Source organism: Gordonibacter sp. RACS_AR68 (genome assembly GCF_030418485.1).
Taxonomy (GTDB): domain Bacteria; phylum Actinomycetota; class Coriobacteriia; order Coriobacteriales; family Eggerthellaceae; genus Gordonibacter; species Gordonibacter urolithinfaciens.
Map to the genome: position 1 here is coordinate 61616 of NZ_JAIPUP010000008.1, position 20748 is coordinate 82363.

Sequence of the window (20748 nt, forward strand, 5' to 3'; positions counted from 1 at the left end):
CAGCGACGCCGCGGCACGAGATGCGGCGGGGCGCAAGGAGCATCGACCTGCTAGAATAGGGTGGTTGGATGCCGCGCTCCTGCGACGCCGGGCACCCCCCGCCCAGGAAGGAACCCATGCAGAACCTGCCGCAGCTCATCACCGACCTCGCCCTCATCCTCGCGGTGGCGGCGGTCGTAACCATCGCGTGCCGGCGCTTCAGGCTGCCGCTCGTGGTGGGCTACGTGCTGGCGGGCTTCCTCGTGGGCCCGGCCATCGTATGGGTGCCCACCGTGGTGGACACGGCCAGCATTACCACGTGGTCGGACATCGGCGTCATATTCCTCATGTTCGGCCTGGGGTTGGAGTTCAGCGTGCTCAAGCTCACCACCGTGGGCCGTCCTGCCATCGTGACCGCCGCCACCGAGATGTCGCTCATGATCGCGCTCGGGCTGATCGTGGGCACGCTTCTGGGCTGGCCGTTCGTCATGAGCCTGTTCCTCGGCGGGATGCTCGCCATCTCGTCGTCGTCCATCATCGTGAAGACGTTCACCGACCTGGGGATCAAGGGCCAGGGCTTCGCCGAGCTCGTGTTCGGCGTCCTCGTCATCGAGGATATCGCGGCCGTGTTCCTGCTCGCAGTGCTCTCCACGGTCGGCGCCGGCGCCGGCGCCGACCCGGCGGATGTCGCACTCAAGATCGGCCGCATGGCCCTCTACCTCATCGTATGGTTCGCGCTGAGCGTCATCGTGGTGCCGAGCGCCCTCAAGCGCATCCGCGACACGGTTAACGACGAGATACTGCTCGTCGCCTCTATCGCGCTGTGCTTCGGCATGGCGGCGCTCGCCGTGGGCATCGGGTTCTCCTCGGCCCTCGGCGCGTTCATGGCCGGGTCGATCCTCGCGGGAACCGTGCAGGCCCCGCGCATCGCAGCCCTGTTCAAACCGCTCAAGGACCTGTTCGGCGCCGTGTTCTTCGTTTCGGTGGGCATGCTAGTAGCGCCCTTGGCCGTGCTCGACAACCTGGGAGCGGTCGTGCTGCTGGCCGTCGTGACGGTGGCGGGCCGCTCGCTTTTCTGCTGCCTGGGCGCGCTCTTGTCCGGCCAGTCGCTCAGGACGGCGGTGAAGGCGGGCTTGAGCCTCGCCCAGATCGGCGAGTTCTCGTTCATCATTGCAGCGCTCGGGCTCTCGCTCGGCGCGACCGCGGATTTCCTCTACCCCGTCATCGTCACGGTATCGGTGGTCACTTCGCTCGCCTCGCCCCTGCTCGTGCGCAATTCCGAGCGCGTCTACCGCCTGCTCGTGCGCGCGCTGCCCGCACGAGCGCTCGCCTTCCTCGAGCGGCGCGCAGAGGCGGCCGAGGAAGATGCCGACGACGAGGGCGAGAACCTGTGGCGCGACTACCTGAAGCGCTGGTTCTTCAAGGCGGGGCTCGTGGTGCTCAGCGCCGTGGCCTCGGTGGAGGTGCTCGTGAGGATGGTGCCGCGCCTCTTGCACGGCATAGCGCCCGCGCCCTTGCTGACCGTGGGCATGGCGGTCCTCGGCATCCTCGTCACGGGCATCTTCATGGCGAACCTGTTCTACACGTGGCGCAAGAACGAGTTCGGCGCGCTGTGGATGCGCCGCCGGCGCAACCGCCCCGCCCTCGTGGCGCTCTCGACGGCGGGCATCGCCGTCTCGTTCGGGTCGGTCCTGTTCATCGCCTACGCGGCCGGAGCGGACAACCTCGCGTGGATGGCGCTCCTCGGCATTGCCTGCACCCTCGTGCTCGGCCGCTCGCGCACGCTGCACTCGCTGTTCCTCAAGCTGGAAACGAGCTTCACCGGCAACCTCAAGGAAAGCGTGCTGGCCGAGCGCCGGGCGAGCCTCTCCCACGAGGATCATGCCAACTGGGTGGAAAAGCACCTGTACGCCGTGGAGGTGGAGGCGTCCCGCACGCTCAGGCTGCTCGGCTCCGAGCGCTCCACCGACGTGATGTTCGGCATCGCGCACAACCTGGACCTCATGGCCATCGTGCGCGACGGCCGGCGGGTGGGAGAGGACGAGGTAGCACGCCTTTCGAAGGAGGAGCTGACGCGACGCATCAACGACCCGGAAGACCCCCTCGGCGTGCGCGAGGGCGACGTGCTGGCGTTCCTCGGCACCGAGGCCGAGGTGGACGCCTACCTGCAGAGCATGCTCAAGGACGGCTCGCTCGAAGAGGACGAGGCCGAGAGCGCCATGCTCGACACCTACCTCGCGCACGGCCCGGCGCGCTTCGACGCCGCCTGCTTCGCGCTCGACGTTGAGGCCGGCTCTCCCTTCGCAGGCAAGACCATAGCCGCGAATGACTTCAAGGGCACTTTCGGCAGCCTGGTCGTGGCCCACGAGCACGAGGCGCTCCTGAGGATGAAGCCCTCCCGCAACACGCGGCTGTTCGCCGGCGACCGCGTTTGGCTCGTCGGCGATCCCGCCCGCGCAGCGGAGCTCATCGGGCAGGCCGCCATCCTCCCGCAGCCTCCGTCCGCAAGGCAGGAGGAGGAAGACGACGTCCCCTTCGCCGGCAGGTGAGTGGTGAGCCACCGCTCCCCGGCCGGGCGAGCACTCCCCGCCTCCTTGGAGAGGCGGGGTCATCGGGAGTATAGCCTGGGCGCCCACGCGCCGCCGCACCCGGACGAAAGCGACCTCGCGGCCTTCGGAACCGGCCGCCCTCCCCGCCGTCCGCGCGCAGCTGCGTGGGCGCGCTTCCCGAAAACGGCGGAGGGCCCGCAGCTGCGGGCCCTCCGTGAGGTGCCGGGTGCTGGCGAACGGCCTACTTATCGCGGTGGTCGCCCATCTTCTCGGCCAGCGCCGCCTGGCCGGCGGCGAGGCGCGCGAGCGGCACGCGGTAGGGCGAGCAGCTCACGTAGGTGAGGCCGATCTTGTGGAACGTCTTCACGGAGTCGGGGTCGCCGCCGTGCTCGCCGCACACGCCCAGCTGGATGTCCGGGTTCGTGGCGCGGCCCTTCGTGCAGCCCATGTCCACGAGCGCGGCCACGCCGGCATCGACCGTCTCGAACGGGTTGCACGGCAGGATGCGGCGCTCCAGGTAGCGCGGGATGAACTTGGCTTCCACGTCGTCGCGGCTGAAGCCGAACGTCGTCTGGGTCAGGTCGTTCGTGCCGAAGCTGAAGAAGTCGGCCTGGGTGGCTATCTCGTCGGCGGTGACGGCCGCGCGCGGCAGCTCGATCATCGTGCCGATGGGGATGTCCAGCTCCACGCCCTCGGCCTCGCACACCTCGGCGATGACGGCCTCAACCTCGCCGCGCAGCGTCTCCAGCTCGGGAAGCACGCTCACGAGCGGGATCATGATCTCGGGCTCGGGGTCCAGGCCCTCCTTCTTCAGGCGGGCGGCGGCGGTGGCGATGGCGCGCGTCTGCATGGCCGGCAGCTCCGGGTAGAGGATGGCCAGGCGGCAACCGCGCAGGCCGAGCATCGGGTTCGCCTCGGCCATGGCGTCCACCAGGCTCAGCAGCTGGCGCTTGTCGGCGAGCTCGGCGGCCGGCGTGCCCGACGCCTCCAGGCGCGCGATCTCCACCTCCAGGTCGCGCGGGCTCTCCAGGAACTCGTGCAGCGGCGGATCGAGCAGGCGCACGATGACCGGCAGCCCGTCCATGGCCTTGAACATGCCGTAGAAGTCGCCCGTCTGGGCCTCCAGCAGGTCGGCGAGCGCCTTCTCGCGGATGGCCGGCTCGTCGTTCAGGATGAAGGACTGGATGATCTGCTTGCGGTCGCCCAGGAACATGTGCTCGGTACGGCAGAGCCCGATGCCCTCGGCGCCGAAGCTGCGGGAGAGCTCCGCGTCCTCGGGGTTGTCGGCATTGGCGCGCACGCCCATGGTGCGGAACTCGTCGGCCCACTCCAGGATGGTGTCCAGGTCGCCGGTGAGCTCGGGCAGTACGAGATCCACGGCGCCCAGCACCACGGAGCCCGTCGTGCCGTCGATGGAGACCATGTCGCCCTCGCGGATGACGATGTCCGTGCCGGCCACGGCCGCTTCCTTCTTCTCGGCGTCGATCTTCAGGGCCTCCACGCCGCAGACGCACGGCGCGCCCATGCCGCGGGCGATGACGGCCGCGTGGCTCGTCTTGCCGCCATGCGACGTGAGGATGCCCTCGGCGGCGATCATGCCGGCCAGGTCGTCGGGGTTCGTCTCCCAGCGCACGAGCACGCACTTGCGGCCGGCCTCGGTGACGGCCACGGCGTCGGCGGCCGAGAACACGGCCTCGCCCACGGCGGCGCCGGGGGACGCGTTCAGGCCCTTGGCCACCACGTCGTAGGAGGCGTTCTTGTCGAACTGCGGGTGCAGCAGCTGGTCGAGCTGCTCGGGGTCGACGCGCATGACGGCCTCCTCCTTGGAGATGAGGCCCTCCTTCTCCATCTCGATGGCGATGTGCAGCGCGGCGGCGGCGGTGCGCTTGCCCACGCGGGTCTGGAGCATCCAGAGCTTGCCCTGCTCGATGGTGAACTCGATGTCGCACATGTCGCGGAAGTGGTTCTCCAGCGTGACGAACACCTCTTCCAGCTCGCGGCCGGCCTCTTCCAGGCCCTCCACGTGCTTGAGGTCGGCGATGGGGCTCGTGTTGCGGATGCCGGCCACCACGTCCTCGCCCTGGGCGTTCACCAGGTAGTCGCCGTAGAACTCCTTCTCGCCGTTGGCAGGGTTGCGCGTGAACGCCACGCCCGTGGCCGACGTGTTGCCCTTGTTGCCGAACACCATGGACTGCACGTTCACGGCGGTGCCCAGGTCGTCGGCGATCTTGTTCTGCTTGCGGTAGAGGACCGCGCGCGGGTTGTTCCAGCTGCCGAACACGGCCTCGATGGCCAGCTGCAGCTGCGCGCTCGGGTCCTGCGGGAACTGCACGGAGCCGTCCACCACGAGGCTCGGGTACTCCTCGGCGGACACGTTCTCGGAGAAGATCTGCTTGAACTCGGCCACGAGCTCCTTGAGGTCGTCGGCCGAGAGGTCGGTGTCGGAGGCGGCGCCGCGCACGTTCTTCATGGACGTGATGGCGTTCTCGAACAGGTCGCCGTCAAGCCCCATGACCACATTGGAGAACATCTGGATGAAGCGGCGGTAGGAGTCCCAGGCGAAGCGCGGGTTCTCGGTCTGGGCGATGAGGCCGTTGATGGACTCGTCGTTCAGGCCGAGGTTCAGCACCGTGTCCATCATGCCGGGCATGGACATCGGCGCGCCGGAGCGCACGGACACGAGCAGCGGGTCGGCCGCATCGCCGATCTTCTTGCCCATGCGGGCCTCGAGGTCCTCGCGGTAGGACTGGATGGTGTCGAGCGCGCCCTCGGGCCACGTGTTGTCGGCGTTGGCGTACTCCATGCAGGTCTGGCACGTGATGGTGAAGCCGGGAGGCACGGGCAGCCCGATGTTGGCCATCTCGGCGAGGTTGGCGCCCTTGCCGCCCAGCTGCGCCTTCATGTGCGTGTTGCCCTCGGTTACGTTGTTGCCCTGAGCGTCTTTGCCGAATGCATAGACTCGTTTGACTTCTTCGGTCACCTTTTTCTCCTTAAACGCGACGTTTCAATCGTACAGAGTACCGAACCCCTTGCTGGTTCGCAGGCCTAGCCCATCATATCAGCGGATGGAGGGTGGGCGCGCTCATAGTAGCGCAAAATTTCTTGAGCCGTTTCCTCAACGGCGCGATTTTCGGTGTGGATGACAATACAGCCGAGTTTGCGCATGAGCGCACGGGCCTTCTCGAGATCCTGGTACACGTACTCGGGATCCGCGTAGCTCGACGCCACCACGCTCGCATTGCCCAGGCGGCGCTGGCGGATGCCGATGAGCACCTCGGCCGTGGTCATGAGCCCGAACAGCCTCGTGCGCTCCACGTCGAGCAGCTCGCGCGGCGGCTCGGTGGCGGGGTCGAGCGGAATGTTCGACACCTTGTAGCCCTGCTGCGCCAGGTAGATGGACGTGGGCGTCTTCGACGAGCGCGACACGCCCAAGAGCACGATGTCGGCCTGGGAGAGCTCCTGCGGGTTGCGCCCGTCGTCGTGGGCGATGGTGAACTCGATGGCCTCGATGCGCTTGAAGTAGTACTGGTCGGCCACGTGCAGGCCGCCGGGCTTAGTGGACGGATCGCGCCCCGTCATGCGCGCGATGGCCCCGATGGCGTCGGTCATGAGGTCCACCGCCACGATATCGTCGCGAGCTGCCGCATAGGCAGCCAGCTGGCCCGCCAGATGACCGTTCACCAGCGTGTAGAACACGAGCATGCGCCCGTCGCCCGAGTTCTGCCGGTGGACGGCGCCGTGCTCGTCGATGAAGGACTTGATCTCCTCGAACGTGCGCACCTTCGGCAGCACTTCGATGGCGGGGTTCGTGACCCCGAACTGGGCGGCGGCCGCGCGGGCCACCGCCTGGGCCGTGAGGCCCACCGAGTCGCTGACCACGTGTATGGTGGGGAGGCCCCCGGGGCCGGCGCTCGGCGTGCCGTACGAGACGAGGTCGTCCATGGCGCTACTTGCCGCCCTTCGCCATCTTGCCGAAGTCGGCCACGTCCGTGAACACGCCCACGAAGCGGTTCAGCAGGCGCAGGCGGTTCGCCCGCACGGCCTCGTCCTCGTCCATGACGAGGACGTCGGCGAAGAAGGCGTCGATGGGCGCGCGCAAGTCGGCGAGCGCCGCGAGGGCCGCCGCGTAGTCGTCGGCGGCGAGCGCGGCGGCCACCTGCGACTCCACGTCGCGCGCGGCGGACGCGAGGGCGCGCTCGGCGTCGCCCATCAGGGCCTCGTCCACCTCCTCGCCCAGCTCCGCGTCGCGCAGGTTGTTGGCGCGCGCGTAGGCCGTGGCCAGATCGTCGAACGCCTCGCGCTCGCCGGTGCGGGCGGCCTCGAGGGCGCGCACGCGGGCGATGACCTGGGCCGGCTCCTCCACGCCTGCCGCCAGCACGGCGTCGATGGCGTCGGGGGACGCGCCGGAGTCGCGCAGCATGACCTTCGTGCGCGTGACGAAGAAGTCGGCCACCTGGGCACGCACGTCGTCGCGATCGAAGCCGATGCCGGCATCCGCGTACGTGGCGAGCGAGGCGTCCACGGCCCCCATGAGCGACACGGGCAGGCCGGCCTCCAGCATGGCCACGATGCCGATGGCGCTGCGGCGCAGCGCGAACGGGTCTGACGAGCCCGTGGGGCCCTGGCCCACGGCGAACAGGCCGCAGATGGTGTCCAGCTTGTCGGCCATGGCCACGACGCGCCCCACGTCGGACGCAGGCGGCTCGTCGCCGGAGAAGCGCGGGCGGTAGTGGTCGGCGATGGCGCGGGCCACCTGCTCGTTCTCGCCCGACGCCTCGGCGTAGTACGAGCCCATGACGCCCTGCACGCTCGTGAACTCCACCACGGCGTTCGTCACGAGGTCGGCCTTCGCCAGGTACGCGGCGCGCTCGGCATCGGCGGCGTCCGCCGCGCCCAGCTGCGCGTCGGCGGCCAGGTGGCGCGCCAGCGCCGCGATGCGGTCGGTCTTGTCCTTCATGGTGCCGAGCACCTCCTGGAACACCACCTCGTCCAGGCGGTCGACGTACGTCTCCAGCGGGTGCTTCAGGTCCTCCTCGTAGAAGAACTTCGCATCGGACAGGCGCGCGCGCACCACGCGCTCGTTGCCGTCGATGATGGTGGCGGCATGCGCCGGGTCGCCGTTCGTCACGACGATGAACTTGTTCGTGAGCCTGCCCTCCCCGTCGTACAGCGGGAAGTAGCGCTGGTGCATGAGCATGGCGTCCACGATGATCTCCTCGGGAACGCGCAGGAACTCCTCGTCGAACGTGCCCACGAGCACCGTGGGATACTCGGAGAGGTTCACCACCTCCAGAAGCGTCTTCTCGGGCAGCTCGGCACGGTAGCCCGTCTGGGCCTCCGCCTCCGCCACGCCTGCGCGGATGCGCTGCTCGCGCGCCTGCTCGCTCGTCACCACGAAGGCGCCCTCCACCACGGGGAGCAGGTCGGCGGCCGCGGCCACCTCGTGCGGGCCGGGGGCCAGGAAGCGGTGGCCGCGCGTGAGCCTGCCGGCCGTGAGGCCCGCGAACTCCACGGGCACCACGCGCTCGTCGAGCAGGGCCACGAGCCAGCGCACCGGGCGCGAGAAGAACTCGCTGCGGGTGCCCCAGCGGCACGACTTCGGCCAGGAGATGCCGGTGATCACGCCCTCCAGCACGCCGGGCAAAAGCTCCGCCACGTCGCGGGCGGGCACGCTGCGCTCAGCGAACACGTACTCGGCGCCGTTCTCCTCGCGGCGCTCGAGCGCTTCCACGTCCAGGCCCTTGCCGCGCGCGAAGCCGATGGCGGCCTTCGTCGGGTTGCCCTCGGCGTCGAACGCGATCTTGGCGGACGGGCCGCGGAACACCTCCTGGAGCGCCTCGGTCTCGTCGGCCACGTCCTCTGCCAGCACGATGAGGCGGCGGGGCGTGGTGTGCACGGACACGGTCCCGTGCGGGATGCGCACGGCGTCGAGCGCCTCGGGCACGAGCTTCTCCAGCTGGCCCGTGGCCTTGTGCAGGTCGAACGCGGGAATCTCCTCGGTGCCTATCTCGAAGGCGAGCGTATGCAGGCTAGCCACGGTCGGCCTCCTCCCCTTCCTCGGCGGGCTTCATGCCCACCACGTGCTCCATGTAGCTCGCGCACACGGCCTTTGCCAGCGTGCGCACGCGCAGGATGTAGGCCATGCGCTCCGTGGCAGATATCACGCCGCGGGCGTCCAGCAGGTTGAACGTGTGGCAGCACTTGAGCACGCTGTCGTAGGCCGGCAGCGGCAGGTTCGCCGCGAGCGTGCGCTTGCACTCCTCCTCGCGGTCGTTGAACTCCTGGAACAGGAAATCGGTGTCGGCCACCTCGAAGTTGAACGTGGAGTACTGGCGCTCGTTCTCCAGGTACACGTCGCCGTACGTGAACGTGACGCCGTCGGCGCCGCGGCTCCACACGATGTCGAACATGGAGTCCACGCCCTGCACGAACATGGTCAGGCGCTCCAGGCCGTAGGCGATCTCCACGGGCACGGGGTTGCACTCGAAGCCGCCCACCTGCTGGAAGTAGGTGAACTGCGTCACCTCCATGCCGTCGATCCACACTTCCCAGCCCAGCCCCCACGCGCCGAGCGTCGGGCTCTCCCAGTCGTCCTCCACGAAGCGCACGTCGTGCGCGTCCACGTCGATGCCGATGGCGCGCAGCGACCCCAGATACATCTCCTGGATGTCGTCGGGCGAGGGCTTCATGAGCACCTGGAACTGGAAGTAGTGCTGCGTGCGGTTCGGGTTCTCGCCGTAGCGGCCGTCCGTGGGACGGCGGCAGCCCTGCACGTAGGCGGTGCGCCACGTGTCGGGGCCCAGCGAGCGCAGCGTGGTGGCCGGGGCGTTCGTGCCGGCGCCCACCTCGTTGTCGTAGGGCTGCAGGATGACGCAGCCCGCGCCCGCCCAGTAGCGCTGCAGGCTCATGATGACGTCTTGGAACGTGGGCGGCAGCGCCTCGGCGGCCGCCTGCCCCGCCGCACGGGCGGCGGGCTCGGTTTCGGTTGGCATGGCTCTCCTTGTCTTCCCTATCCTATGCAGTCGCGCGAGGCGGCTTCGATCCCTGGGTGCGGGCCTGCTAGTCCAGCAGGCCGAAGTTGTTGAACGGCCAGTACACGAGCGCGGCGCGTCCGGTGAGCGTGTCCTCGTCGACGGCGCCGAAGTAGCGCGAGTCGTTGGAGTTCGTGCGGTTGTCCCCCATGACCCACAGGTGCCCCTCGGGCACGGTGTAGGGGTAGGACACCTCCACGCCGAGCGCCGTCTTGAGCGGCTCGGAGGGCAGGCCGCGGGTGTAGGGCTCGTCGAGCGCCACGCCGTCCACCACCACGCGCCCGTCCACGAGGTCGACCGTCTGGCCGCCCACCGCGATGCAGCGCTTGATGAGCACGCGGCCGGGGATCTCCGGGTCCTGGAACGTCACGATGTCGCCGGGCTGGGGGTCGCGCAGGTAGTAGCTGATCTTCTCCGAGAACACCATGTCGCCGGTCATGATGGTGTTCTCCATGGAGCCGGAGGGTATCTCGTAGGGCTGGAATACGAACGTGCGCAGCGCCCATGACAGCCCGAAGATGAAGGCCACCATGACCAGCAGGCTGAGGATGGTCCTGAACGCGCCCGATCGGCGCGGCTCGGCGTGTTGCCCGGAGTCCATGAAGGTTGTCTATCCTTTCCGAACGGGCGCGGAGGGCGCCCGGATGAAGTCACGAGCGTATATGATAGCGCTTCGCGCCAGCACGCCCGGCGCGTTCGATAAACTCTTCAGAAATTCCCGATCAGCGGGCGAAATCCGGGCGGACGGCCCGCGCGCGCCCGTTGCTCCGCCCGCAGGCGCCCCTACCCGATAAGGGCGGCGTCCTCCAGCGGCCAGATGACGGCCACGCCGCGCGCGGTCACGGACGAGCGCCCGACGGCGCCGAAGTAGCGCGAGTCGTTGGAGTTCGTGCGGTTGTCCCCCATGACCCACAGGTGCCCCTCGGGCACGGTGTAGGGGTAGGACACCTCCACGCCGAGCGCCGTCTTGAGCGGCTCGGAGGGCAGGCCGCGGGTGTAGGGCTCGTCGAGCGCCACGCCGTCCACCACCACGCGCCCGTCCACGAGGTCGACCGTCTGGCCGCCCACCGCGATGCAGCGCTTGATGAGCACGCGGCCGGGGATCTCCGGGTCCTGGAACGTCACGATGTCGCCGGGCTGGGGGTCGCGGAACAGGTAGCTCACCTTCTCAGCGTAGACGCGGTCGCCGGTCATGATGATGTTCTCCATGGAGCCAGAGGGCACGGCGAAGGCCTGGTGCACGAACGTGACCTGGAGCCACGCCAAAGCAACGACGAAGGCTGCCCACCAGAGCGCCGCGACGATCCTGCGCGGCGCCCTCGGCGCGCCCGTGCGCGCATGCCGGCCGTGGTCCATGATCCCGCCTTCCCTCTGTTCCGTGCGGGCCTAGCGCCCGCTTCCGTCCGCCAAGTGTAGCAGAAACCTGCGGTCGGCGTCCGAGAGGTCGGCCGCGTCCAGCAGGTCGGGGCGCAGGCGCGCCGTGCGCTCGAGGCTCTGCTCGCGCCTCCAGCGGGCCACGGCGCCGTGGTCGCCCGAGAGCAGCACGGCGGGCACGTCCCTGCCCCGGAACGTTGCCGGACGCGTGTACTGGGGGTATTCCAACAGGCCGTCGGCGAAGCTCTCTCCTTGGGCGCCGGTGGGCGCCCCCAGCACGCCGGGCAGCTTGCGCACCACGGCGTCGATGACCACCATGGAGGCCAGCTCGCCGCTCGTGAGCACGTAGTCGCCCAGCGAGACGGTGCGGTCGGCCAGCGCATAGGCGCGCTCGTCGATGCCCTCGTAGTGGCCGCACACGAACAGAAGGCGCTCCTCGCGCGCCAGCTCGCAGGCCAGCGCGTCGTCGAAAGGCCGGCCGTGCGGGGCCAGGAAGATGGTGCAGGGGCACGGCAAGGCCTCGCCGTCAGCGCCGGCTCCGCAGGTCAAGTCGTCGTAAGCCTCGAACAGGGGCTCGCACTTCATGACAAGGCCGTCGCCGCCGCCGTAAGGGTCGTCGTCGGTCGTGCGGTGCCGGTCGTGCGTCCAGTCGCGCAGGTCGTGCGCCTTGAACGAGATGATGCCCTTCTCCTGGGCGATGCGCATCATGGACGCGCCCATGACGGAGTCGTACATGGAAGGGAACGTCGAAAGCGTCTCGATGATCATGGGAAGTCCAATCGGTAGGCGGTACGGCGGCGCTGCTGCTACAGCTCGAGCAGGCCGTCGGGCAGGTCGACGTCGATGCGCCGCGCCTCCTCGTCCACGCCGGCCACGAGCGCGTCGACGAGCGGCACGAGCACCGTCCGGCCTCCGGCCGCTGGGACGACTTCCAGCAGGTCCTGGCCCGGCAGCTCCTGGATGCCCGCCACCGTGCCCACGAGGCCGGCGCGCGCGTCGTGCACCTCCCAGCCGTCCCAGGTGCCGGCATGCGCGTCCAGCGCCCCCTCTGGCAAGTCTGCGCGGCGCACGAGGCAGTGGCAGCCTACGAGGGCCTCGGCCGCGTCGATGCCCTCCACAGCGTCGAACGCCACGACGGCCGTGCGGTCATCGATGGCAGACACGGTCGTCACCCGCGCGCAGCGCGGGGCGTCCGACACGGGCGGCACGAAGGCCACCTCCAGGCCCTCCGACAGCAAAAAGGGAAGGCCCGCCGCGCTCTGCGCGACGAACCCTCCCTGCAGGTTCTTCGTTCTCGCCAGTACGGCGACGTCCGTCCAAGCGCGCATCTAGTCGATGAGCTCCACTTCGACATGGGTGTTCGTGCGCGACGCGGCGGCACGGGCGAGCGTGCGGATGGCCTTGATGACCCGCCCCTGGCGGCCGATGACCTTGCCGGCATCCTCCTCGTTCACGCGGAGCTCCACGAGGATGGAGCCGTCCTCGGCATCGCTCGCCTCGATCTGCAGCTCATCGGGAAACTCGATGAGCGGGCGCACGACGGACTCGACGAGGCCGACGATGTCTTCCGTCTGCTCGGCCATGGCGCTTACGCGTTCTCGCGGGCGTTCTTGAGCAGGCGCGCCACCGTGTCGGTGGGCTGGGCGCCGTTCTTGATCCACTGGTCGACCTTCTCCAGGTCGAACTGCACCATCGTGGGGTTGGCGCAGGGGTTGTAGCGGCCGACCTCCTCGATGAACTTGCCGTCGCGCGGGCAGCGCGCGTCGGCGACGACGATGCGGTAGTACGGGCGCTTCTTGGCGCCGTGGCGGGCCAGGCGAATTTTGACTGCCATGAAGGTGAACTCCTTTTGCTTCTTACGTCAGGTCGGGCGGGTTGGGCGGCGCCTTCTGGGCGCGCGCACGATTCCCGCAAAACAGCAATTGCTTATGATACGGCGTAATCTTCCGTTTGACAAGCGATTGTCGTCTCGTAGTGCCCGCTATTGTACGCGAACCCCCGCAAAGCCAGCATCCCCGACCCCCCACGTCCTCGAAAAGCCCACGTTTCGGGCGCTCCCCCTGCGCTCGGCACGTGGGGGGCTTGGCGAACCGGGCGAGAAGGCCGCGGCGTGCCACGACCGGGAGGCTGCCCGCTGCTCGGGACGGCAGGCAGCCCGGGAGGGCGGTTCGGGGAGCCGACGCCATTCCCTCCCCCTGGCAGCCCCGACCGGGGCCTTCCTAGCCTCAGCAGGGACGGCGCGTGTCGACGCAGTCGCGGTAGTAGATATGGATGTCCTCATAGCCGCCCATGAAGTTCACGAAGCCGCCGGGCACGGTGCCCACGCGGGTGAAGCCCAAGTCCTCGTACAGGTGGATGGCACCGGCGTTGTCGGCCACCACGGCGTTGAACTGCAGGCCCCGGAAGCCCTTGCGCGCAGCCTGCGCGAGCGAGTCCTCAACAAGGGCACGACCGAGTCCCAGCCCGCGCACGCTCGAGGCCACGGCGTAGCTCGCGTTGCCCACGTGCGCGCAGCGCCCCACGTTGTTCGGGTGCAGGATGTACAGGCCCATGACCTTTCCGTCGAGGTCGGCCACCACGGAAAGCGTCTGGGCCGCGAAGAACTCCGCGGCGGTCTCCAACGTGAGCGGCTCGATCTGGGGGAAGGCCTCGCCACCCTCCACAACCTCGTTCCACACCTTGAGCATTCCCGCGAGGTCCTCCTCGCGGTACGGCCGAATCTCCAGGCCCATGGGCGCATCCTTTCTCGCGGGCTTCACCATGCGGCGCCAGTATAGCAGAGGGCGCCGCGCCCTGCCTCCCCGTCCACGCGACGCGGCGGCAACCGTCGAGAGCAGGAGGAAGCAAGATCCGGCGAGGTTGGCGCAGCGAATCAGCGACGGCGGCCGTGATGCGGCAGATTCGCGGGGTTGCGAAGGCGAAACGCACAACAGATATGCGGGTCTCCGGGATCGCGCGAAGGCGGAGCGCCACGGCCGGCCGCGGCATCGAGCGGTTCCGACGGCCGGCAAGCCGACGGAGCAGGACTATTCCGCCACTAGCTTGCGCACGTCCACGCGCTTCACCTTGCGGGCGCTCGCGTAGGCGGCGATCAGGAACAGCGTCGAAAGGCCCAGCGTGAGGCCGCCTACCATGAGCGGATTCGTGTCGATGGCGAACCGCGAAACGCCGAAGAGGCCGAACAGCTGCCCCATGAGCCAGCTGCCGCCGAGCGCCGCCAGCGTTGCGCCCGCCGAGCAGCCCGCGAGCGCCACGAGGAAGAAGCGCAGGGCGAACTGCACGCGAAGCGCGCGCGTCGTGAACCCGAGCGCGCGGTACACGCCCAAGTCGTGACGCTCGGCCGTGAACATGCGCCCGATGATGAGCGACACGGCGAGGAACACGAGCGTCGCGGCGACCGTCGCCATGGCGAAGCCCATGATGGTGAACAGCTGCTGGATAAGGCCGACCATGCCCTCGGTATCGCTGAACATGCCGGCAGGCCGCGCGTCCACCGCATCGCCGAAGCGCGCCTCGATGGCCGCACGCGCCTCGTCGGCCTTCTGCGGATCGGCCAGGACGTACTGCCGCGCCGTCTCGGCGACGTCCGCGCCTTTTCCGGCCAGGTCGCACACCCCGTCGTAGGTGAGGATGGTGCCGTAGCCGGCATTGAACATGGCGGAGAGCAGCCCGCACACCACGAAGCGGCGCTCCTCGCCGTCCGCCCCGTCGACAGCCAGCTCGTCTCCAATGCCAAGACCCATCGACTTCGCAAGGTTTCCGCCGATGAGCGCCTCGTTGTCGTGAATCGGCAGACGCCCTGCCACCACACCCGTCACCAGCGAAAGGTCGCTCAAGCCCGCGAACGAGTGGCTCTCGCCCCCGAAGCTCACCATGGCGAACGACTCCTTCCACGACTTCTCTATGGGGCTGACCTCTTCGATGACCCGCTCCACCTCGTCGAAGCTCGCGTCGGGCGAGACGAGGGTGGCCGACACGTCGCTCGTCCACATGCCGAAAGCCTCCTTCGCCGCATTCGGGCCGCCGAGCGCGCCGCCTATGCCGAACACGAGCACGATGAATGCACACATGACCAGCGCGCATCCCGCAAGCCCCACGTAGCGGCGCTTCGCCGACACGATAGCGCGCACGGCCAACCCCAAACCGAGATGGGAGCCGCCCAACGGGCGGGCAGCCCGGCTGCGGAACGTCACGTCGGCCGCGCCGCCCCGGAAAGCGACGAGCGGCGAGATGCGCGAGAGCTTGTGCGTCTTGCATACGACGACGGCCGCGACCAGCGCCAGCAGCGCCGCCAAAAGGAGCAGCGCCGCCGCAGGAGGCGCTGCGTTCGTCGCCAGCACGCCGGTGAATTGCGCGAAGAACGGCAGGACGGGAGGCACGAGCGCCCAGCCCAACCCGAGGCCGGCCGCGAGTCCCAGAAGGCTCACGCCCACGTACTCCACGCCCAGCATGCCGCGCAGCGAGCGGTTCGACAAGCCGAGGGCCTTGAGCGTGCCGTAGTCCGCGTAATCCTCCTCGATGGACGTCGCGATGGCGTGCGTGCAGATGACGAGCGCTATCACGAACAACAGCAGCGCGAACACGCCCAGGACGGCACCGCCGATGACCACGACCATCATCGCATAGCCGGCAAGCGTGTCGGCGGCGAACATGCCCGTTGCCGTGTTCGCCCAGGCCACCTCATCCGCGATGAGCCGGGCGAGGTCGGTCGAGGTCGTGCCCGTCGCGCGGGCCTCGTCCGACAAGCGCACGTTGATCTCGGCCATGCGATACGCCGGCATCTTCGACGAGGAAGAAAGAACGTCGGCCGGTTCGCCGCCCTGCGCGACGGTCGCGTCGACGAGCGAGCCCACCTCGTCGTAGGCTCCCTGCGCCACCACGTAGCGTTTCATCTCCAGAAACGGCGTGCCAAGCTGAGGATCCTCGAAGAATCCCGCGATGGTGAAGCGGCGTGCCTCGTCGCCCACCAGCACTTCCAGCTCGTCGCCTACCTGAACGCCAGGAGCGACCTTGAGCGACGCCGGCACGTAGACCTCGTCGGGGCCCGGCTCGCGGGCCTCGTCGACGAGATGCGTCCCGTCGTCGGAGAACAGGCGGAAGCCGAGGGCGTCGCCCCAAGCCACAAGCGCGGTGCCCGAGGTGGGGTTCTTGTCCACGGCCTCGCCGCCCGCATCGTAGAACCTCACGGGAACGGAGAGGGCGCCGTTCACCCGCGCCTCGCTTACCTCGGACAGCGCCTCCACCTCGGCGGCCACCTCGTCAGTGAGGTTCGTCGCCATATCGACGGCATACACGTCGCCCGCCCCGATCTCGGCAAGCGCGGCCTCCTCGCGGGCGTTCAAGTCCGCGTACATGCTCACGGTGAAGGTGAGCGCAGCGGCGGTGAGGGCCATGAGCAGGAAGATGCCCGCGAACGAGCCCTTCCCCCGTTTGAGGCCGGCCGCGACGAGCGTGCGCATGAGCGCCATAACGTCCACCCCCCTACCAAGCCAGCGACGACAGCCAGGCGTTCACCTGGGCGTCGCGGGCCTTGAGGTAGGCGCCGCCGCCGTCGCCGCGGAAGGCCGGCAGCTCGAGCTCGCCTTTGATCGAGCCGTCCTCCAGGTACAGCACGCGGTTCGCGCGCAGGGCGCACAGCACGTCATGCGTGACCATGCAGATCGACTGGCCGCTGCCGTTCAGCTCGCAAAGCAGCGAGAGCACCTCGAGCGTGTTGGCACGGTTGAGCGCGCCGGTGGGCTCGTCGGCGAACACGATGTCGGGATCGTTCACCACGCTGCGGGCCACGGCGCAGCGCTGCTGCTGGCCGCCGGAGGCCTGGCTGGGAAGATGATGCGCGTCGGCATCGAGCCCCATGCGCTCGACGAACGCCTGCGCGACCGCGCGCGTGTCGGCAGCCGAGCGCCCGGCCTTCAGATAGCCGGGCACGGCCACGTTCTCGAACAGCGTGAGGTTCGACACGAGGTGAGCCTGCTGGAACACGAACCCGAAGCGCTGCGCGCGCAGCTCGGCCATGTCGCGCTCGCGCAAGCCGGTGATGGACGAGCCTCGATAGCGCACGTCGCCGGCCGTCGGGGCGTCCATGCCGGAAAGGCAGTACAGAAGCGTGGACTTGCCGGAGCCCGACGGCCCCATGATGGCGGTGAAATCGCCTTCGTAGAGCGTCAGGTCGACGTTGCTCAGCACGTGGGTCTGCACCCCGTCGGCCGCGTAGCTCTTGCACAGCCGCTCGGTTTGGATGATGGGATTCTTCATGATGCCCTCTCGTCTCGCCTATTCGTTGGAAGGCATCGTAGCCGCGCGAACATTAAGGCGTCCTTAAGATGCGAGGGGGAGTTCGAGGACGGCGGCGAGGCCGGGCTCGGCGTTCTCGAGGCTTAAGCCGCCTCCCATCTGCTCAACCAGGTAGCGCACGATGAACAGCCCGAGGCCCGCGCCCGGCGCATCGCCGGCGTTCGAGCCGCGGTAGAAACGGTCGGCGACGAACGGCAGGTCCTCGGGCGGGATGCCGGGGCCGCGGTCGCGCACGCGCACGCGATAGGCGCGCGCGGCGGTGTCGAGGACACCCTCCACCTCCACGTCCGCGCCGGGCGCGTACTTGGCGGCGTTCGCCAACAGGTTCCCGATCGCCTGCTCGAGGCGCTTCGGGTCGCAGCTCGCCTGCGCCTCGTCGAGGCGCCCGAGCGTCACCCTGCCGCCCGCGTCGAAGTCCGCGACCGCCCGAGCCACGACGCGGGCGATGGGCGCTTCCTCGCAGCGCACCTGGATGCGGTCGAGGTCGGCGAGCGCGTGGAGGAACAGGTCGTCGGTGAGCGACGTCACCTCGTCGCACTTGCGCGCGATGGTGCGCGCGTAGCCCTCGCGCTCCGCTTGCGTGCGCGCGAGGCCCAGCTCGAGCGCCTCGGAGTAGGCGCGGATGGACGCGATGGGCGTCTTTATGTCGTGCGACAGCGCGGCGACGGCCGTCTTGCCCCGCTCCACGGCCTCGGCCTCGGCGGCGCGGGCGCGTTTGATCTCTGCGCGCATGTTGTCGAACGCCCAGGTGAATCGGCCGAACGGGTTGCTGCGCTCATAGGCGAGCGGGGCGTCGAGGTTGCCCGTCGCCACGTCCTGCGCGAACGCCTCCAACCGCATGAAGGGACGCACGACACCGACGTAGAGGTAGGCGACGACGCCCCATGCGAATGCCGCGCCGAGCGCGGCGAGCGCCCAGACGAGCGCGACGGGGAGGCCGCCGCGCGCGTCGGCGGCCGCTCGCAGCGCATCCTGCGCGCGCGAGAGCGCGGCGTCGGCGGCCTCCACGTCCGCGCCTTCGGGCAGCTCGGCGCGGGCCGCGTTCAGCTCCACGGTCTGCGCCCGCATCTCGGCGGCCGGCCCGTCGCCCGCGAGCAGGGCCGTGGCCGCGAGCGCCGCCAGGGCGAGGGCTAGCGTCGCGGAGGCGGCGATGCCGACGAGCCGTCGCGCGATGCGCGCGCCCTCGCGCGAAGCCGCCGTCACGACGCGCCGCCCTCGGCGTCGAAGCGGTAGCCCCTCCCCCGCACGGTCTTGAAGTGGGCCGGGCGGGAAGGGTCGTCCTCCACCTTCGCGCGCAGCCAGCTCATGTGCACCGACACCGTCTGCGGCTCCACCTCCGAGAACGCGCCCCATACCTCGGCCAGCAGGCGCTCCTTCGACACTGTCTCGCCCTCATGCGCGATCAGGAAGCGGGCGAGCGCGAACTCCTTGGGCGACAGCGCCGCGACGACGCCGTCCTTCGCGAGCGTCCCGGCGGCTTCGTCGAGGGCGAACGGCCCCGCGACGAGCGGCCGTCCCGCGCCGCCGGAGCGCCCCCGAGAGCGCCTGAGCAGCGCGTTCACGTGCGCGAGCAGCTCGCGCAGAGAGTAGGGCTTGGGCAGGTAGTCGTCGCCGCCCGTGTCGAGCCCGACGATGCGGTCCGTCTCGCTCGTGCGCGCCGACGCGAACACGATGGGCACGTCGCTCGCGCGCCGAAGGGCCTCGCACGCCGCGAAGCCGTCGTCGCCCGGCAGGTTGATGTCGAGCAGCACGAGGTCGAACGGACGGGCGCCCAGCACGTCGTAGGCCTCTTCGGCGCTCGCAGCGCGCACGACCGCGAACCCCTCGCTTTCGAGGTAGCGCGCCACGATGGCGGACAGATCCGCGTCGTCGTCGACTATGAGTACGCTCGGCATCGCTCCCCTTCCCTCGCTCCCTTCCCCGCATCGGGCGGAACGCCTCCATTGTAGCAAGGAGCGACGCCGACCGCCCTCGCGGGACGGGGGTTTCGCGCGGATCCGGCGAGCCGTTCGCAGAACCTGTGTCGTTCGGGCGCAGCAGCGAGGGGCTGTGATACCATGCGCGCAGGAGGTGCCCCATGGCCCACATGCTGATCATCGAAGACGAACCAGCCATCCGCACCGTGCTCGCCGAGGTGTTCAAGAGCGCGGGCCACGACGTGGCGCTCGCCGCCGACGGGATGGAGGGCATCGCGGCGTTCCACGCGCGGCCTTGCGACCTCGTCGTGCTCGACCTCATGCTGCCGAAGATCGACGGCTTCACCGTGTGCGAGCTCATACGGCAGGAATCCGACGTTCCCGTCATGATGCTCACGGCGCTCGGTGCCGAGTCCGACGAGCTGCGCGGCTTCGAGCTTCTTGCCGACGACTACGTGACGAAGCCGTTCTCCGTGAAGGTGGTCCTGCGGCGCGCCGAGGCCCTGCTGCGCCGGGCCGCGCACGCTCCGGCCGACGGCGCCGACGGACTGCTGCGCTGCGGCGACGTAGCGCTCGACCCCGCCGGCCGCACGGCGAGCCGCGGCGGAAGCCCCGTGGACCTTACCCGCACCGAATTCGACGTGCTCGAGCTGCTGCTCGCCCATCCCGGCCGGGTGTTCACGCGCGACGAGCTGCTCTCCCTCGTGTGGCACTACGAGTTCGCCAGCGATCCGAAGATCGTCAACATCCACGTCATGAACATCCGCAAGAAGCTCGGCGCCGGCCTCGTGGCCACCGTTCGGGGGATCGGGTACAAGCTTGGAGAGGCGTAGGCGGCATAGCGACGAGAGCAGGCGACGGCGCCGCCTCGGACTCAAGGTGTTCCTGGCCGTGGCCGCCGCGCTCGCGCTGACGAGCGCGCTCATCTACGCGCTCGTGGCCGTGGCGCTGCCCGCCAGCTACGAGAACGTGGCCACATCGCGCGTGCACGAACGCCTCGACGCGCTCGGCGCGCAGCTCGCCGAAACGCCCTACGCCGATGCGGCCCAGCCCATCTACGACTTCTGCATCGAGAACAACGCAACCGCCGTGCTCGTCGTGGGCAACGACTCGTCCCGTTTCGGCACCGAGCCGGACACGGGAAGCGAATCGGCCGTCGCCCTGTCGACCAACGTGCGGTTCGCCGACCAGGACAGCGGCTACCTCACCATCGTGGCCAACCTGCCCGCCGCCGGCGAGCTGCCTTCGGCGTTCTGGAGCATGCTGCCCGCCGTCGTCACGGCCATCCTCGCCGCGGCCGTGCTCGTGGCCTGGGGCGTGAGCCGCATCATCAACCGGCTCGTCGCCGACGTGGCCGATGCCAAGCGCGCCGAGCGGCAGCGCCGCGACTTCTTCGCCGCCGTGTCCCACGAGCTGAAGACGCCCCTGTGCGCCCTCAAGGCCCAGATCGAGTGCATGCTGTACGGTATCGGCAACTTCGCCGACCGCGACAAGCACCTGCCCGCCGCCCTCAAGGCCACCGAGAACCTCGAGGGCCTCGTGGGCGAGGTTCTGTTCGTGGCTGGCTTGGAGGCCGACGATCTTGACCGCGCGCAGGAGGACGTT

Annotated in this window: 17 protein-coding genes and 1 pseudogene; 3 read left to right on the forward strand and 15 right to left on the reverse strand. The window is 69.3% G+C overall.

Going from position 1 to position 20748, the window contains the following annotated elements:
• Positions 1 to 116 precede the first annotated feature (116 nt).
• Entirely contained in the window at positions 117 to 2528 is a 2412-nt protein-coding gene (locus K9U15_RS13735; RefSeq protein WP_123674151.1) for a cation:proton antiporter, read from the forward strand.
• 241 nt (positions 2529 to 2769) lie between these two features.
• On the opposite strand, the gene ppdK is transcribed toward K9U15_RS13735, so the two are convergent.
• From ppdK to K9U15_RS13810, 15 genes are all read right to left on the reverse strand, one after another.
• Positions 2770 to 5508, reverse strand: coding sequence for a pyruvate, phosphate dikinase (gene ppdK, locus K9U15_RS13740; RefSeq protein ID WP_096228437.1), 2739 nt, complete (start codon positions 5506 to 5508; stop codon positions 2770 to 2772).
• A gap of 65 nt (positions 5509 to 5573) precedes the next feature.
• Positions 5574 to 6470: a pyruvate, water dikinase regulatory protein gene (locus tag K9U15_RS13745; RefSeq protein ID WP_087191639.1), complete on the reverse strand. Its 897-nt coding sequence runs from the start codon at positions 6468 to 6470 to the stop codon at positions 5574 to 5576.
• 4 nt (positions 6471 to 6474) lie between these two features.
• The gene (gene glyS / locus K9U15_RS13750; RefSeq protein ID WP_123674150.1) at positions 6475 to 8565 is read right to left on the reverse strand and encodes a glycine--tRNA ligase subunit beta; all 2091 of its coding nucleotides are present in this window, start codon (positions 8563 to 8565) and stop codon (positions 6475 to 6477) included.
• Positions 8558 to 9520, reverse strand: coding sequence for a glycine--tRNA ligase subunit alpha (locus tag K9U15_RS13755; RefSeq protein WP_087191641.1), 963 nt, complete (start codon positions 9518 to 9520; stop codon positions 8558 to 8560). Before K9U15_RS13755 ends, glyS begins: the two co-directional genes overlap by 8 nt.
• 67 nt (positions 9521 to 9587) lie before the next feature.
• Positions 9588 to 10160, reverse strand: a complete 573-nt coding sequence (gene lepB / locus K9U15_RS13760) for a signal peptidase I (protein WP_096228435.1) — start codon at positions 10158 to 10160, stop codon at positions 9588 to 9590.
• A gap of 182 nt (positions 10161 to 10342) precedes the next feature.
• Positions 10343 to 10915, reverse strand: coding sequence for a signal peptidase I (gene lepB / locus K9U15_RS13765; RefSeq protein WP_096228434.1), 573 nt, complete (start codon positions 10913 to 10915; stop codon positions 10343 to 10345).
• Positions 10916 to 10945: 30 nt separating this feature from the next.
• Complete coding sequence (trmD, locus tag K9U15_RS13770; protein WP_096228433.1) at positions 10946 to 11701, reverse strand: tRNA (guanosine(37)-N1)-methyltransferase TrmD; 756 nt, start codon at positions 11699 to 11701, stop codon at positions 10946 to 10948.
• A gap of 38 nt (positions 11702 to 11739) precedes the next feature.
• Positions 11740 to 12261 carry a ribosome maturation factor RimM gene (locus tag K9U15_RS13775; protein ID WP_096228432.1) on the reverse strand — a complete coding sequence of 174 codons (522 nt, stop codon included), beginning with the start codon at positions 12259 to 12261 and terminating at the stop codon, positions 11740 to 11742.
• Complete coding sequence (locus K9U15_RS13780; RefSeq protein ID WP_087192342.1) at positions 12262 to 12516, reverse strand: KH domain-containing protein; 255 nt, start codon at positions 12514 to 12516, stop codon at positions 12262 to 12264.
• A gap of 5 nt (positions 12517 to 12521) precedes the next feature.
• Positions 12522 to 12767: a 30S ribosomal protein S16 gene (rpsP, locus tag K9U15_RS13785; protein ID WP_087192343.1), complete on the reverse strand. Its 246-nt coding sequence runs from the start codon at positions 12765 to 12767 to the stop codon at positions 12522 to 12524.
• Between the two features lie 391 nt (positions 12768 to 13158).
• Positions 13159 to 13665 (reverse strand): GNAT family N-acetyltransferase, encoded by a 507-nt coding sequence (locus tag K9U15_RS13790; protein ID WP_096228431.1) that lies wholly within the window; start codon positions 13663 to 13665, stop codon positions 13159 to 13161.
• Between the two features lie 294 nt (positions 13666 to 13959).
• The gene (locus K9U15_RS13795) at positions 13960 to 16401 is read right to left on the reverse strand and encodes an FtsX-like permease family protein (protein ID WP_301156387.1); all 2442 of its coding nucleotides are present in this window, start codon (positions 16399 to 16401) and stop codon (positions 13960 to 13962) included.
• A 13-nt stretch (positions 16402 to 16414) separates the two neighbouring features.
• On the reverse strand, positions 16415 to 17188 hold the full coding sequence (locus K9U15_RS13800; RefSeq protein WP_096228429.1) for an ABC transporter ATP-binding protein: 774 nt from the start codon (positions 17186 to 17188) through the stop codon (positions 16415 to 16417).
• Between the two features lie 63 nt (positions 17189 to 17251).
• On the reverse strand, positions 17252 to 18430 hold the full coding sequence (locus K9U15_RS13805; protein WP_096228428.1) for a sensor histidine kinase KdpD: 1179 nt from the start codon (positions 18428 to 18430) through the stop codon (positions 17252 to 17254).
• Positions 18427 to 19122: a response regulator transcription factor gene (locus K9U15_RS13810; RefSeq protein ID WP_123674147.1), complete on the reverse strand. Its 696-nt coding sequence runs from the start codon at positions 19120 to 19122 to the stop codon at positions 18427 to 18429. The genes K9U15_RS13805 and K9U15_RS13810 overlap by 4 nt, the downstream gene beginning before the upstream one ends.
• Positions 19123 to 19304: 182 nt before the next feature.
• Here K9U15_RS13810 and K9U15_RS13815 point away from each other — a divergent pair, with 182 nt between their 5' ends.
• Complete coding sequence (locus tag K9U15_RS13815) at positions 19305 to 19976, forward strand: response regulator transcription factor (protein ID WP_123674146.1); 672 nt, start codon at positions 19305 to 19307, stop codon at positions 19974 to 19976.
• Between the two features lie 427 nt (positions 19977 to 20403).
• A pseudogene (locus K9U15_RS14570) lies at positions 20404 to 20700 on the forward strand (histidine kinase dimerization/phospho-acceptor domain-containing protein); the annotation flags it as partial.
• Between the last annotated feature and the right edge of the window lie 48 nt (positions 20701 to 20748).

Bases quoted from the DNA above. Each gene is read 5' to 3' on its own strand.
- K9U15_RS13735 (WP_123674151.1), top strand. From the start codon at position 117: ATGCAGAACCTGCCGCAGCTCATCACCGACCTCGCCCTCATCCTCGCG.
- K9U15_RS13745 (WP_087191639.1), bottom strand. From the start codon at position 6,470: ATGGACGACCTCGTCTCGTACGGCACGCCGAGCGCCGGCCCCGGGGGC.
- K9U15_RS13755 (WP_087191641.1), bottom strand. From the start codon at position 9,520: ATGCCAACCGAAACCGAGCCCGCCGCCCGTGCGGCGGGGCAGGCGGCC.
- lepB (WP_096228435.1), bottom strand. From the start codon at position 10,160: ATGGACTCCGGGCAACACGCCGAGCCGCGCCGATCGGGCGCGTTCAGG.
- lepB (WP_096228434.1), bottom strand. From the start codon at position 10,915: ATGGACCACGGCCGGCATGCGCGCACGGGCGCGCCGAGGGCGCCGCGC.
- trmD (WP_096228433.1), bottom strand. From the start codon at position 11,701: ATGATCATCGAGACGCTTTCGACGTTCCCTTCCATGTACGACTCCGTC.
- K9U15_RS13775 (WP_096228432.1), bottom strand. From the start codon at position 12,261: ATGCGCGCTTGGACGGACGTCGCCGTACTGGCGAGAACGAAGAACCTG.
- K9U15_RS13780 (WP_087192342.1), bottom strand. From the start codon at position 12,516: ATGGCCGAGCAGACGGAAGACATCGTCGGCCTCGTCGAGTCCGTCGTG.
- rpsP (WP_087192343.1), bottom strand. From the start codon at position 12,767: ATGGCAGTCAAAATTCGCCTGGCCCGCCACGGCGCCAAGAAGCGCCCG.
- K9U15_RS13790 (WP_096228431.1), bottom strand. From the start codon at position 13,665: ATGGGCCTGGAGATTCGGCCGTACCGCGAGGAGGACCTCGCGGGAATG.
- K9U15_RS13795 (WP_301156387.1), bottom strand. From the start codon at position 16,401: ATGGCGCTCATGCGCACGCTCGTCGCGGCCGGCCTCAAACGGGGGAAG.
- K9U15_RS13800 (WP_096228429.1), bottom strand. From the start codon at position 17,188: ATGAAGAATCCCATCATCCAAACCGAGCGGCTGTGCAAGAGCTACGCG.
- K9U15_RS13810 (WP_123674147.1), bottom strand. From the start codon at position 19,122: ATGCCGAGCGTACTCATAGTCGACGACGACGCGGATCTGTCCGCCATC.
- K9U15_RS13815 (WP_123674146.1), top strand. From the start codon at position 19,305: ATGGCCCACATGCTGATCATCGAAGACGAACCAGCCATCCGCACCGTG.